At 73.8% G+C, this 13258-nt stretch carries 13 protein-coding genes; 11 read left to right on the top strand and 2 right to left on the bottom strand.

Annotation, left to right across the window (positions count from 1 at the left end; genetic code table 11):
• Positions 1–152: 152 nt before the first annotated feature.
• The 7 genes from ACFVIM_RS25855 to der all read left to right on the top strand — a co-directional run bounded on the left by ACFVIM_RS25855 (position 153) and on the right by der (position 7001).
• Positions 153–932: an NUDIX domain-containing protein gene (locus ACFVIM_RS25855; protein ID WP_384305744.1), complete on the top strand. Its 780-nt coding sequence runs from the start codon at positions 153–155 to the stop codon at positions 930–932.
• Positions 929–1963 (top strand): ADP-ribosylglycohydrolase family protein, encoded by a 1035-nt coding sequence (locus tag ACFVIM_RS25850; RefSeq protein WP_384305735.1) that lies wholly within the window; start codon positions 929–931, stop codon positions 1961–1963. The genes ACFVIM_RS25855 and ACFVIM_RS25850 overlap by 4 nt, the downstream gene beginning before the upstream one ends.
• 435 nt (positions 1964–2398) lie before the next feature.
• Entirely contained in the window at positions 2399–2761 is a 363-nt protein-coding gene (aroH, locus tag ACFVIM_RS25845; protein WP_384305732.1) for a chorismate mutase, read from the top strand.
• Positions 2758–3843, top strand: a complete 1086-nt coding sequence (locus ACFVIM_RS25840; RefSeq protein ID WP_384305729.1) for a prephenate dehydrogenase — start codon at positions 2758–2760, stop codon at positions 3841–3843. The genes aroH and ACFVIM_RS25840 overlap by 4 nt, the downstream gene beginning before the upstream one ends.
• A 302-nt stretch (positions 3844–4145) precedes the next feature.
• Positions 4146–4829: a (d)CMP kinase gene (gene cmk / locus ACFVIM_RS25835; RefSeq protein ID WP_384305726.1), complete on the top strand. Its 684-nt coding sequence runs from the start codon at positions 4146–4148 to the stop codon at positions 4827–4829.
• A gap of 71 nt (positions 4830–4900) precedes the next feature.
• Positions 4901–5494, top strand: coding sequence for a lysophospholipid acyltransferase family protein (locus tag ACFVIM_RS25830; protein WP_384305741.1), 594 nt, complete (start codon positions 4901–4903; stop codon positions 5492–5494).
• A gap of 58 nt (positions 5495–5552) precedes the next feature.
• Positions 5553–7001 (top strand): ribosome biogenesis GTPase Der, encoded by a 1449-nt coding sequence (gene der / locus ACFVIM_RS25825; protein ID WP_384305723.1) that lies wholly within the window; start codon positions 5553–5555, stop codon positions 6999–7001.
• 99 nt (positions 7002–7100) lie between these two features.
• Here the strand turns inward: der and ACFVIM_RS25820 are convergent, their stop codons facing one another.
• Positions 7101–7430 carry a hypothetical protein gene (locus tag ACFVIM_RS25820; protein WP_384305720.1) on the bottom strand — a complete coding sequence of 110 codons (330 nt, stop codon included), beginning with the start codon at positions 7428–7430 and terminating at the stop codon, positions 7101–7103.
• Positions 7431–7498: 68 nt separating this feature from the next.
• On the bottom strand, positions 7499–8314 hold the full coding sequence (locus ACFVIM_RS25815; protein ID WP_384305738.1) for a hypothetical protein: 816 nt from the start codon (positions 8312–8314) through the stop codon (positions 7499–7501).
• A gap of 693 nt (positions 8315–9007) precedes the next feature.
• Between ACFVIM_RS25815 and ACFVIM_RS25810 the strand changes: the two genes are divergently transcribed.
• The 4 genes from ACFVIM_RS25810 to ACFVIM_RS25795 all read left to right on the top strand — a co-directional run bounded on the left by ACFVIM_RS25810 (position 9008) and on the right by ACFVIM_RS25795 (position 13049).
• Positions 9008–9715 (top strand): transglycosylase family protein, encoded by a 708-nt coding sequence (locus ACFVIM_RS25810; RefSeq protein WP_384305717.1) that lies wholly within the window; start codon positions 9008–9010, stop codon positions 9713–9715.
• 404 nt (positions 9716–10119) lie between these two features.
• Positions 10120–11529, top strand: a complete 1410-nt coding sequence (locus ACFVIM_RS25805) for a glycosyltransferase (protein WP_384305715.1) — start codon at positions 10120–10122, stop codon at positions 11527–11529.
• Positions 11530–11592: 63 nt separating this feature from the next.
• Positions 11593–12549: a helix-turn-helix transcriptional regulator gene (locus ACFVIM_RS25800; RefSeq protein ID WP_384305712.1), complete on the top strand. Its 957-nt coding sequence runs from the start codon at positions 11593–11595 to the stop codon at positions 12547–12549.
• Positions 12550–12833: 284 nt separating this feature from the next.
• Entirely contained in the window at positions 12834–13049 is a 216-nt protein-coding gene (locus tag ACFVIM_RS25795; protein WP_384305709.1) for an I78 family peptidase inhibitor, read from the top strand.
• Positions 13050–13258: the final 209 nt, after the last annotated feature.

The following is a 13258-nucleotide window of genomic DNA, read 5'->3' as shown; positions in this document are numbered from 1 at the left end:
GCTCGCCCCACGCTCCCCGGACCCGGTCCGGGGGGCCCCTCGGCTCCGTGGGCCCGCTGCCACCCGACGCGCGGGTGGAAGGGGCGGGCGCGGCCGCCGGTCCGGGGGAGCGGCCCGCCACCGGGTCCGGTGGAGCGCCGCCCACGGACCCGGTGCCCGGCCCCGGCCCTCGCCAGGGGGAGGTGGTCCCCGACTACGACCCGCGCGCCTTCCCGCCCTTCGCCGTCACCGTCGACCTCGCCGTCTTCACCGTCCGCGCCGCCGCCCCCGGTGCCGCCACCGCCCGCAGTGCCCTTCACGTACTGCTGGTGAAGCGCGGCGAACCCCCCTTCCAGGGCGACTGGGCGCTGCCCGGAGGCTTCGTACGGCCCGAGGAGTCCGCCGAGGGCGCGGCGCGGCGGGAACTGGCGGAGGAGACCGGGCTCTCCCCGCGGACGGTGGAGGAACTCCACCTGGAACAGCTGCGCACCTACAGCGACCCCGGCCGTGACCCGAGGATGCGGGTCGTCTCCGTCGCCTACACCGCGCTCATGCCCGATCTCCCCGAGCCGCGCGGCGGCGGGGACGCCGCCCACGCGCGGTGGGTCCCGCTGGCGGACGCCACCGCGCTCGCCTTCGATCATGAGCGGATCCTCGCCGACGCCCATGAACGCGTCGGCGCGAGGCTCGAATACACCTGTCTCGCCACCGGGTTCTGCCCCGCCGAGTTCACCCTCGGCGAGCTGCGCACGGTCTACGAGACGGTCTGGGGGGTCGAGCTGGACCGCCCCAACTTCCGGCGCAAGGTCCTCGCCACACCCGGCTTCGTGCAGGCCGTCGAGGGTCCGCCGCGCCGCACCGGCGGACGGGGCAAGCCCGCCGCCCTCTACCGGGCGGGCGCCGCGACCGCGCTGTACCCACCCCTCCTGCGACCGGAAGGACGGCAGTCATGACCACGATCAGGACCCCGGGCACCCTCACCAAGCAGGCCGCCACCGGCTCCCTCATAGGGCTCGCCCTGGGGGACGCGCTCGGCTTCCCGACCGAGTTCGACGACGTACCCCAGATCCTCGCCAAGCTCGGCCCCTGGCGGGACATGCCGCTGCCCAGGCCCGCCTTCGTCACCGACGACACCCAGATGACGCTCGCCGTGGGCCGGGCCATCCGCAGCGCCACGGACAGCGGTCCGCTCGACCCCGCCCGGCTGACCGCCCCGCTGCGCCGGGAGTTCACCGCCTGGTACCACTCGCCGGAGAACAACCGCGCCCCCGGGCGCACCTGTCTGCTCGCCTGTCAGCTCCTGGACGACGAGCGGCTGCCCTGGACCGAGGCGAGCCAGATGGGCTCCAAGGGCTGCGGCGCCAATATGCGAGTGGCGCCCCTGGGGCTGGTGTCCGGCCTCAGCGACCAGCAGCGTGCCGGAGCCGCGCAGCTCCAGGCGGCGCTCACCCATGGCCACCCCACCGCGCTGACCGCCAGTGATCTCACCTCGCACGCCGTCCACCTGCTGACGCGCGGGGTGGCGCCCGGGGATCTCGTCGCCCGGTTGCGCGCCTACGCGTACGAGAACCGGGGCCGCTACCACGAGCGGTGGCTCGGCCGGCTCTGGAGCCGCTCCCAGGACGCCTCGCCGCACGCCTACATCGCCCGGGGCTGGGACGACTGCCTGGACGCCCTGGCCCGGCTCGAAGCGGTGCTGAGGGCGCCCGACCCCGAGGTCGATCCCTGTGTCGCGACCGGTGACGGATGGGTCGCCGAGGAGGCGCTGGCGACCGCGCTCCACTGCTATCTGCTCTTCCCGGACGAGCCGCTCACGGCGCTGCGCCGGGCCGCGTGCACCCAGGGGGACTCGGACTCGATCGCCTGTCTCACCGGGGCGCTGGTGGGGGCGGCGCACGGGGGCGCCGCCTGGCCCAAGGAGTGGTCCGAGCGGATCGAGTACCACAGTGATCTGATGTCGCTGGGTGCCCTCTGGGACTCCTGAGGTCCGCGCACACACCGCGCGGCGACTCCTGAGGTCCGCCCCGGCCGGGCGCTCCCCGGCCCGTACCCGGGCCCGCTCCGGAGGGTGTCGGGGGCGCCGGGGTCCGCGCCCGGCCCGCGGCCGACCGTACGCGGTCCACCGCTGACCGCCGACGGTCCGTCACCCCCCATCCGCCACCCCGGCGCGCCGGGTTCCGCGCCGCCTCGGCCCGTGGCACGGACGCCCGTGGTACGGACGCCCGCCGGTTGCCGCCTCCCCGTCCACGCTCCGCCCACGCCCCGGTCACGCGGTCCGCCGTGTGGCCGGGGCGGGGGCGCGTAGGGCGCGTGGGCTGACTACGCTGGTCGAGGGCGCGAGTTCCCCAAGGACCCAAGGGAAGCGCCCACGCACGACCCATGACGCGCGACGCGGAACCCACAACAGAAGGAGTACGCCGTGGCGGTACGAGCGGTCCGGGGAGCCGTCCAGCTCGACCGGGACGAGCCCGTTCACATGGGCGAGCGCGTCGGTGAACTCCTCACCGAGGTACTCAAGCGCAACGACCTGAGCCCCGACGACCTGATCAGCGTCTGGTTCACCGCCACCCCGGATCTGTGCAGCGACTTCCCCGCTGCCGCGGCCCGCGCCCTCGGCATCACCGACGTCCCCCTGATCTGTGCCACGGAGATGGACGTCCCGGGCGCGCTGCCGCGCGTCATACGCGTCCTCGCCCATATCGAGACCGGACGTGACCGCGCCGACGTCCGGCATGTCTACCTCGGCGCCGCCGCCGCTCTGCGCAAGGACATCGCCCAGTGAGAACCGCCCTCGTCATCGGAACCGGACTGATCGGGACCTCCGCCGCGCTCGCGCTGGCCGGACGGGGGGTCACCGTCCACCTCCGCGACCACGACCCCGAGCGGGCGCGCACCGCCGCCGCGCTCGGCGCGGGCACCGACGCACCTCCGGAGGGACCCGTCGACCTCGTGGTCATCGCGGTCCCCCCGGCGCACACCGCCACCACCCTCGCCGAGGCCATGCACGCCGGGCTCGCCCGGGGCTACCTCGACGTCGCCAGCGTCAAGGGCCGCCCCCGGCGCGAGCTGGAAGGGCTCTCCCTCGACCTCTCCGCCTACATCGGCTCCCACCCGATGTCCGGCAAGGAGCGCTCGGGGCCGCTCGCGGCCACCGCCGACCTCTTCGAGGGACGGCCCTGGGTCCTCACCCCCACCCGCGACACCGACACCGAGGTCCTCAACCTCGCCCTGGAGCTGGTCGCGCTCTGCCGCGCGGTCCCCGTGGTCATGGACGCCGACGCCCATGACCGGGCCGTCGCGCTCGTCTCCCACACCCCGCAGCTGGTGTCGTCCATGGTCGCCGCCCAGCTGCGGGAGGCCGACGAGACCGCGGTGCGCCTCTGCGGCCAGGGCATCCGCGATGTCACCCGGATCGCCGCCTCCGACCCCCGGATGTGGCTGGAGATCCTCTCCGCCAACCCCGGACCGGTCGCCGACGTCCTCGCCGGGGTCGCCGCCGACCTGGACGAGACGGTACGGGCCCTGCGCTCCCTCCAGTCCAGCGACGACGACAAGCGGCGCGAGGGCGCCGACGGCATCGAGGACGTGCTGCGCCGGGGCACCGAGGGCCGCGCCCGGGTCCCGGGCAAGCACGGCGCCGCCCCGGCCGTCTACGAGGTGGTCGCGGTCCTGATCAGCGACAAGCCCGGCGAACTCGCGCGGATCTTCGCGGACACCGACCGCGCGGGCGTCAATATCGAGGATGTGCGCATCGAGCACGCCACCGGCCAGCAGGCCGGTCTGGTGCAGCTGATGGTCGAGCCCGCGGCCGCCCTGGGCCTGACCGCGGCCCTGCGCGAACGCGGCTGGTCGATCCGCCAGTAGCCTCCGCGTCACGAACCGCCCCGGGGCCGGTCCGTGACGCGAGGCCGTTCGTGACGTGCGCGCCGGTGCCCCGGCGGTACGGAACCGGCTCACCGGCTCCGTACCGCATCCGTACCGGCGCGGGCGGCCCGCCGAGGGGACCCGGCACCGGCCCCCGCGCACCGCGCGGCCCGCCGGGACCCCCTCCCGGGGCGGGACCACCCGCCCCGGCCCCTCCGTGTGTCCATGACGGGTCCGGCACTCGGTAACCTTGTCCGGGGCCCGCCGCACTTCCGCCCGGCCCTCCCCCTCCACCAGGAAAGGTGTCCGACACCGTGGATTCCGTGATCGTCGCCATCGACGGGCCCGCAGGTACGGGCAAGTCGAGCACGTCCAAGGCTGTCGCCGCCGCACTCGGGCTGCGCTACCTGGACACCGGCGCCCAGTACCGGGCGATCACCTGGTGGATGCTCCACAACGGGGTCGACATCGCCGACCCGGCCGCCATCGCCACCGTCGCCGAGAAGCCCTCGGTCGTCTCCGGGACCGACCCGGCCGCGCCGACGATCAGCGTCGACGGCGTCGACGCCACCGGCCCGATCCGGACCCCGGAGGTCAGCGCCGCGGTCAGCGCGGTCAGCGCGGTCCCCGAGGTCCGCACCCGGATCACCGCGCTCCAGCGGTCCATCGCCACCGGCGCCCCCACCGGCATCGTGGTCGAGGGCCGGGACATCGGCACCACCGTGCTGCCGGACGCGGACGTCAAGATCTTCCTCACCGCCTCGGCCGAGGCGCGCGCCGCCCGCCGCGCCGGTGAGACCGCGGGCGCGGACCTCGCCGCCACCAAGGCCGCCCTGATCAAGCGGGACGCCGCCGACTCCGGCCGCAAGACCTCCCCGCTCGCCAAGGCCGATGACGCGATCGAGGTGGACACCACCGAGCTGACGCTGGCACAGGTCATCGAGCGGGTCGTCGCCCTGGTCGAGGAGCGGCGGGCCGCGAAGTGAGCACGGCGGCCACCCAGGCCGCCCCCTCGCCGGGGGGCGCGGCCGTCGGACGGCGGATCGGTATCGGCCTGATGTACGGGCTGTGGCGGCCCCGGGTGCTCGGCGCCTGGCGGGTGCCCGCCGCCGGGCCGGTGATCCTGGCGGTGAACCACTCCCATGTCATCGACGGCCCCATGCTGATGGGCACCGCGCCCCGGCCCGTGCACTTCCTGATCAAGAAGGAGGCGTTCATCGGGCCGCTCGACCCGTTCCTCCTGGGGATCGGACAGCTCAAGGTGGACCGGGAGAGCACCGACCGGGCCGCCGTGACCGGAGCGCTGGGCGTGCTGGAGAACGGCGGGGTGCTGGGGATCTTCCCCGAGGGCACCCGGGGTGAGGGCGACTTCGCCTCGCTCCGCGCCGGACTCGCCTACTTCGCCGTCCGTGGCGGGGCGCCGATCGTGCCGGTCGCGGTCCTGGGCGGCGGTGAGCGCAAGGGACGGCTGCTCCCGGCGCTGCCACCGCTGCGGGGACGGGTGGACATCGTCTTCGGGGACGCCTTCCGGGCCGCCGAGCCCGGCGGCCGACGCACCCGCGCGGCACTGGACGAGGCCACCGTCCGCATCCAGGAGCGGCTCACCGCCCACCTGGAAAACGCCAGGCGCCTGACCGGGCGCGCCGGGTAAGACTTGCAGCAGGGGATCACGGGATCGTGATCCGGTTGACGAACGAGGAACGGACTTCATGAACGACCAGCACGACCACGGAGCACTCGGTGACGCCGAGTACGCGGAGTTCATGGAGCTCGCCGCGGAAGAGGGCTTCGACCTGGAGGAGGTCGAGGACGCGATCGACGCGGCCGGGCACGGCCCGCTGCCGGTCCTCGCCGTCGTCGGCCGCCCCAATGTGGGCAAGTCGACCCTGGTGAACCGGATCATCGGCCGCCGTGAGGCCGTGGTCGAGGACAAGCCCGGTGTCACCCGGGACCGGGTCAGCTACGAGGCCGAGTGGGCGGGCCGCCGCTTCAAGGTCGTCGACACCGGCGGCTGGGAGCAGGACGTCCTCGGTATCGACGCCTCCGTCGCCGCCCAGGCGGAGTACGCCATCGAGGCCGCCGACGCGGTGGTCTTCGTGGTCGACGCGACCGTGGGCGCCACCGACACCGACGAGGCCGTCGTCAGGCTGCTGCGCCGGGCCGGGAAGCCCGTGGTGCTCTGCGCCAACAAGGTGGACGGCCCCAGTGGTGAGGCGGACGCCACCGCGCTCTGGTCGCTCGGCCTCGGCGAGCCGCACCCCGTCTCCTCGCTGCACGGCCGGGGCACCGGCGACATGCTCGACGCCGTCCTGGAGGCGCTGCCGGAGGCCCCGGCGCAGACCTTCGGCACGGCGGTCGGCGGACCGCGCCGGATCGCCCTGATCGGCCGCCCCAACGTGGGCAAGTCCTCGCTGCTCAACAAGGTCGCCAACGAGGAGCGCGTGGTCGTCAACGAGCTGGCGGGCACCACCCGCGACCCGGTCGACGAGCTGATCGAGCTGGGCGGGGTCACCTGGAAGTTCGTGGACACCGCGGGTATCCGCCGCCGGGTCCACCTCCAGGAGGGCGCCGACTACTACGCCTCGCTGCGCACGGCCGCCGCCGTGGAGAAGGCGGAGGTCGCCGTCATCCTGATCGACGCCTCCGAGAGCATCAGCGTCCAGGACCAGCGGATCGTCACCATGGCCGTGGAGGCGGGCCGGGCGTTGGTGCTGGCCTTCAACAAGTGGGACACCCTCGACGAGGAGCGCCGCTACTACCTGGAGCGGGAGATCGAGACCGAGCTCGCCCAGATCGCCTGGGCGCCCCGGGTCAATGTCTCCGCCCGCACGGGCCGTCATATGGAGAAGCTGGTTCCCGCGATCGAGGCGTCCCTCGCGGGCTGGGAGACCCGGGTCCCCACCGGTCGGCTCAACGCCTTCCTCGGTGAGATCGTCGCCTCCCACCCGCATCCGATCCGTGGTGGCAAGCAGCCCCGGATCCTCTTCGGCACCCAGGCGGGCACCAAGCCGCCCCGGTTCGTCCTCTTCGCCTCGGGCTTCCTGGAGCACGGCTACCGCCGCTTCGTGGAGCGCAGGCTCCGGGAGGAGTTCGGCTTCGAGGGCACCCCGATCCAGATCTCGGTCCGGGTCCGCGAGAAGCGCGGCCGCAAGAAGTAGCCACCGGGCGGGTGCTTCCCGCTCGTAGCCGGGGGAGGGCCCCGGTCCCGACCGTTCACGGCGGTCTGGACCGGGGCCCTCCGCCGTGCCCGGAGGTGCTCAGTCGCCGCGCCGGGGCGCCGGTGGCAGGGCGGGATGGTGGCCGATCTGAGGTCGGGGGACCGGATAGGGCTGCCAGCCGGTGCCGGGCTGGGGCTGGGGGACCGCTTCCAGGCCCCGGGCGCTGAGCCCGTTGCCGAACGGCTTGAAGTCGAGGTCCTCCTCGCCGGTGCGGTCGCCGGGGAGGGCCCGGAACGCCCTGCGGTACTCCGTGTAGAGCGTGTCGTAGATGGGGGTGAGGGAGAAGGGGTCCACCACCGGCTCCCGGGAGGGGCGCATCCCGGGGATCTGGCTCGGGTAGGGCTGGCGGGAGGGGTCGTAGGTGTGCACGTACCGTGCAACGACCCAGGCTCCCGCCCGTCACTCCCCAGGCACCAGGGGCCGGTGGTGCGGGAGGGTCAGCTGGTGCCCGCCAGCGGCATCGCCGCGGCGACGAGCTGGCCGCCCGCCGCCGCCTTCTCCAGCGCGTCCCTGAGCAGGTCCTCCCGGGGCTGCTGGCCGATCGCGCCGACCGGTGCCGCGTACACCATCACGGTGCGGGAGGTGGCGGCGGCCAGCCGCCACTCCTCGGTGACCTGGAGCGGCTGGTGGGCCTGCCACCAGGCGACGGGCTTGCCCCCGGTGGCGGAGGGCTGGAGCACCGCGTGCAGCTGGCCCGCGGCGAGCAGCACCGACCAGCCGCCCAGCGGTACGGGTCGCCGATTGACGTCATGGACGGGGACGAAACCCTGCTCGATCAGCAGGGGCAGGAAGACATCGCCGGGGCCCGTGGTGCCGGGGCGGGCGATGGGCGCGGTGGGTTCGACCACCAGGGCGGGGTGGAGGTCGTTGCCGATCAGGATGAGTCCGCTGGTGACTCCGAGGACCGCCTGGCCGGGGGAGGTACGGGGGCCGTCGGACGGCCGGGGGCCCGCGCCGGGGTGGACCGGGACGGAGGGGGCGGGCTGCCCGCCGGTGATGGACCGCACGGCGCCCTTCAGTTCGTCCTCGGAGATCTGGACGACCCGGGAGGGGACACAGCCCGCGTGGGCGAAGGCGAGTACCGCGGTCTCCTCGCCGACGAAGAGCAGGGTGCTGGTCCGCTCCCGCACGGGATCGCCCTGGGTGCGGCAGGAGGCGCAGTCGTAGCTGCCGGGGGCGGACTCGCCGCTGAGCAGCCGGTCGGCTTCTTCGTCACCGATCTCGGCGCGTACCTCGTCGCTGACGTCGAGCATGGGCGGCACGGGTGGCTCCTCGGACTTGATGGGATGTGATCGGTAGGTGATCGGGGTGAACAGGTCTGGACGCGTCTGGGCGTGTCTGGACCGGTCTGGCGGGGACCGGGTGGCGCTGTGACGCGGCACGCCGGGCGCCGGGCCGGATGGGCCCCGGCTGATAAAGGGTTCAACGGGCGTCTGTGGCCCGAGTCACGCCCGGCGGGGATCGGAATCGCACCATCCAGCGCGCGCGGTGAGGAGCGCAGCGGAATCGGTTACTCCGTGTCAGGGTCCGCTGAGTGACGTTGCTCTGATGAGGTGAAGAGACTCACAGGTTTACCCATCAGTGGGTCGACATAGCGGGAAATCACCCGATCAAGTGGGTGTCCTGATAGTGCCGTTACCGCAAGTAACTAGGAACTGGCCTGGGTGAACGGGCCATCCGTTGATACCGGAACCGAACTGTCCCTAGATTCCTCCGCCGTGTGCAGAGAGCACCGCCCGGGTCAGCCCGTCCCGGTCCCGTCCGCCGTGTGCGGCCGGGTCCCGCACGACCGAGCACGAACCAGTACCCCGTCCGGCGCTGAGCACGGGAGCGCCGGACACCGCGTACGACCCCCTCGGACGGGCCGGGTGGCGCGGGACCTGACGCCGGACGCGTCATGGGCCCGCGCCACCGGGAGGGATCCCGGGTGTTTCGAGAGGGATCTGATGTTCTCGATTTCCGGTTCCAGGCGTGGGCGTGAGATCGCGGTCCTGGTGGGTGCCGCGATGGTGACACCGCTGGCCCTGCTGAACGCCGCGGCGGGCGAGGCGCGCGCGGCCGATCGGGGAGTGTGGGACCGCATCGCCCAGTGCGAGAGCGGCGGAAACTGGCATATCGACACCGGTAACGGCTACTACGGCGGACTCCAGTTCTCCGCCGGGACCTGGCGGGCCTTCGGCGGCACGGCGTACGCGTCGACCGCGGACCGTGCCAGCAAGTCCCAGCAGATCGCCATCGCGGCGAAGGTCCAGCGGTCGCAGGGGTGGGGCGCCTGGCCGACCTGCTCCCGGCGCGCGGGCGCCTACGGCGACGCGCCCTCCGTCGGCCGGCCGGAGACGGCGTCCTCCCGCTCCGGCTCCTCCGGCTCCTCCGGCTCCTCCGGCTCCTCCGGCTACAAGGCGAAGGCCACGGCCGACCGGTCCCGTGCCGACCACTCCCGCGGCGCGTACACCTCCGCCGACCGCCAGCGCTCCGCCGGACGGGATGGATCGCGTGTGGGCTCCGGCGGTACGTACACCGTCCGGCCCGGCGACACCCTCAGTGGGATCGCCGCCGCGCGCGGACTGGACTGGCGCGCGGTCCACGCCGCCAACCGGCAGGTCATCGGCGGCGACCCGAATGTGATCATCGTGGGCCAGCGGCTCGCGCTCTGAGTCCACGCTCCGGGCTCGCGCTCCGAGCCCGCGTCATACGACGGCCGACGGCCGCGCGGACGGTGGGCCCGCCCTCCGCCCGGTCAGCCCCCGAGGCCCCCGCGGCTCCGTCGCACCTCCCGCCTCGCGTCCGTACTGCCGTACCGCCGTCCCCCGTACGGGGGAAGCCGGTCGTGCCGGGGCCGGACCACCCCCGACCTCACCCCCCACGGAAGCCCCGCCCGTCCCCCCCCGGGCGGGGCTTCCCCCCTTCGAGGAGCGGGCGGTCGATTGATCTGTTCGGCGTGAAGTAGGGGTATCCGAACGGCGTACACCCCGATCAACATGCGGCGTTTACGGTGCTTCCGACGCGTACAGTCCGATCCTGACCATTCATCACCCTTGGGGACGGACCGGCCAGCGGTATGCGTATCTCCTTCCTGCTCCACAACGCGTACGGAATCGGGGGAACGATCCGTACCACCTTCAACCTCACCCAGGCGCTCGCCGAGCGGCACGAGGTCGAGATCGTCTCGGTCTTCCGCCATCGCGAGACGCCGATGATGGAGCCGCCCGACGGGGTGGCCCTGCGGCATCTGGTCGATCTGCGCCCGGCCTCACCCGGCTACGACGGCGACCGCCCCGGGCACCGGCGGCCCGCCCGGGTCTTCCCGCGCGGAGACGGGCGGCACCGCCAGTACAGCGCCCTCACCGACGACCGGATCGCCGCGTATCTGCGGGGCGTCGACGCCGATGTCGTGGTGGGCACCCGGCCAGGACTCAATGTCCACATCGCGTGCCAGACCCGCCGCGGCGTGGTCCGGGTCGGCCAGGAACACCTCACCCTGGACAGCCACGGCTACCGGCTGCGGCGGGAGATCGGCTACCGCTATCCCCTGCTCGACGCGCTCACCACGGTCACCGAGGCAGACGCCCACGCCTACCGGCGGCTGGGGCTCGGCGCCGTACGGATCGAGGCCGTCCCCAACAGCGTCCCGGCGCCGTCCGTGCCGCCCTCGGACGGCACCGCGCCCTCCGTTGTCGCGGCGGGGCGGCTCACCCGGGTCAAGCGGTACGACGTGCTGGTCGACGCCTTCGCGGAGGTCGCCGCCGTACGGCCCGAATGGCAGCTGAGGATCTACGGCGGCGGGGACGCCACCGGCAATGAGCACGCCGCCCTGACCGAGCGGATCGCCGACCTCCAGATGGACAAGCACATCACCCTGATGGGCACCGTGGGCCGGATGGAGGAGGAGTGGGTCAAGGGCTCCATCGCCGCCTCCACCTCAGCCCGGGAGTCCTTCGGTATGGGCATCGTCGAGGCGATGCGCTGTGGACTGCCCGTGGTCGCCACCGACTGTCCGCACGGCCCCCGGGAGATCGTCGAGGACGGGGTGGACGGGCGGCTGGTCCCCGTCGGGGACAGCGCGGCCGTCGCCCGCGCCCTCCTGGAGCTGATCGACGACGACCCCCGGCGCCACCGGATGGCCGCCGCGGCCCGCGCCGCCGCCGAGCGCTTCGACCCGGCCCGGATCGCCGAACGCCAGGAGGCCCTCTTCCGGGAACTGCTCGCGGTCCCCGGGCGCGGCAGCGCCCGTTCCGCCCTGCGGGACGCCGGGCACCGCGTCCGGGGCGCGCTGATCGGCGCCGCCTACGATCTGCGGCACTGGGCGGGGGACACCGTACGCAGGACGGGGATCCGCCGGCCCGGCCGTTGGGGAGGGCCCGGACGTTCGGAGAGACACGGTCAGCCGGAAGGGCACAGGCAGCTGGAAGGGCACGGCCATACGGAGGCGCGCGCCCGTACCGGAGGGCCCGGCCGTCCCCGTACCTGATCACGGCGGTCACGGCGGAATCGCGGACCGGAACCGTCCGCGAGGGCTGGCAGACTCGGCGCCATGCTGGACACCTCGGCACGACTCCTGCGCCTGCTCTCCCTGCTCCAGGCCCACCGTGAGTGGTCCGGACCCGAACTCGCCGACCGGCTCGGCATCACCCCGCGCACCGTGCGCCGGGACGTCGACCGGCTGCGTGAACTCGGCTACCCGGTCCACGCCACCCCGGGCGTCGGCGGTGGCTACCAACTCGGCCAGGGCGCGCGGATGCCGCCCCTGCTCCTCGACGACGAGGAGGCGGTCGCCGTCGCCGTCGGGCTGCGCACGGCGGCGGGCCAGGGCGTCGAGGGCATCGGCGAGACCTCCGTACGCGCCCTCGCCAAGCTGGAACAGGTGCTGCCCGAGCGGCTGCGGCGGCGGGTGGGCGCGCTGACCTCCTTCACCGTCCCCATGCTGCGGGAGCGCCGGATCCAGGTCGACCCCTCCGTCCTCACGGAGCTGGCCAACGCCTGCCGGGACGCCGAGCTGCTGCGCTTCGAGTACCGCGACCACGGGGGCAACGTCACCCGCCGTACGGTCGAACCGCACCGGCTGGTCTGCACCGAGTACCGCTGGTACCTCGTCGCCTGGGACCAGGACCGGGACGGCTGGCGTACGTTCCGGGTGGACCGGATCACGCCCACCCCGCCGCACGGGCCGCGCTTCACGCCCCGTACACCGCCCGCCGAGGACCTCGCGGCCTATGTCTCCCAGGGCGTCTCCACCCGTGCCTACGCCGAGCGGGCGACCCTCCGGCTGCGGATCCCCGCCGAGGAGGCGGCGCGGCTGGTGGGGCCGATGGACGGGGTGGTGGAGCCGGTGGACGGCGCGAGCTGTCTGCTGCGGACCGGCGCGACCACCCTGGAGGGGATGGTGGTCCATGTGCTGTTCCTGGGCGTGGACTTCGAGGTGGTCGAACCACCGGAGCTGGTCGAGCGGATCAGGGAACTGCGGGACCGGCTGAGCCGGGCGGTGGAGTGACGGCCCGCGGCGGGCGCGCGAGAGTACTCAGCCGGTGGCCTATGAATTATTCATGGCCTATCAATTCGTTGCCGCCGCCGTGTCGAATGAATGTCGGGTGGGAATTCCCTCTGATTACCGGGCTTGGGCGAATTACCGTGTGATGGCTGTCGAACTGCTCGTTCGGGTGATGAGGCGGGGCCGAACGCGCGCCGTGTCGCCGTGACGACCGGGGCGCGCGGGGGCGCCGGGACACCGGGCCTCTCCGCTTCCGTCACCGTCCGCTGCCACCTACCGTGGAGGACATGGCCTTCATACCGCCCCCCGATGACCCGTCCGGCGACACGCTCGACGCCTATGTCGGACTGTCCGCCGAACACGCCGAGCGGCGCGCCCGTGAACAGGGCTGGACCACGGTGAGAGCGCTGCCACCGGGCGCGATCATCACCCTCGAATACGTCGCGGGCCGGCTGAACTTCGAGGTCACCCATGGCCGGGTGACCCGCTGCTGGCACGGCTGACCGCGCGAGACCTCCTGTCCCGGCCGGCCCGGCCCGTGCCGTAATCCGTCGCCGCCGGGGTGGCCGGGCCGGACCCGCCCGGACCGACGGAAGGCCCCGGCCCACAGGGGGCCGCGGCCGTCGGACGCCGTCCGTGCCCCTCCGGCCCGGCGCCTGCCGTCCGCAGGCAGCCGGGGGCCCGGAGGCCGACGTGCTGGGGCCGCCGGGCG

It is taken from the genome of Streptomyces sp. NPDC057638 (assembly GCF_042800315.1).
GTDB lineage: Bacteria > Actinomycetota > Actinomycetes > Streptomycetales > Streptomycetaceae > Streptomyces.
This window is presented reverse-complemented; position numbering and strand designations above follow the sequence as displayed.

Coding starts and splice junctions, on each gene's coding strand:
- ACFVIM_RS25850 (WP_384305735.1), top strand. CDS start 929: ATGACCACGATCAGGACCCCGGGCACCCTCACCAAGCAGGCCGCCACC.
- ACFVIM_RS25815 (WP_384305738.1), bottom strand. CDS start 8,314: ATGCTCGACGTCAGCGACGAGGTACGCGCCGAGATCGGTGACGAAGAA.
- ACFVIM_RS25805 (WP_384305715.1), top strand. CDS start 10,120: ATGCGTATCTCCTTCCTGCTCCACAACGCGTACGGAATCGGGGGAACG.
- ACFVIM_RS25810 (WP_384305717.1), top strand. CDS start 9,008: ATGTTCTCGATTTCCGGTTCCAGGCGTGGGCGTGAGATCGCGGTCCTG.
- der (WP_384305723.1), top strand. CDS start 5,553: ATGAACGACCAGCACGACCACGGAGCACTCGGTGACGCCGAGTACGCG.
- ACFVIM_RS25800 (WP_384305712.1), top strand. CDS start 11,593: ATGCTGGACACCTCGGCACGACTCCTGCGCCTGCTCTCCCTGCTCCAG.
- ACFVIM_RS25795 (WP_384305709.1), top strand. CDS start 12,834: ATGGCCTTCATACCGCCCCCCGATGACCCGTCCGGCGACACGCTCGAC.
- ACFVIM_RS25830 (WP_384305741.1), top strand. CDS start 4,901: ATGTACGGGCTGTGGCGGCCCCGGGTGCTCGGCGCCTGGCGGGTGCCC.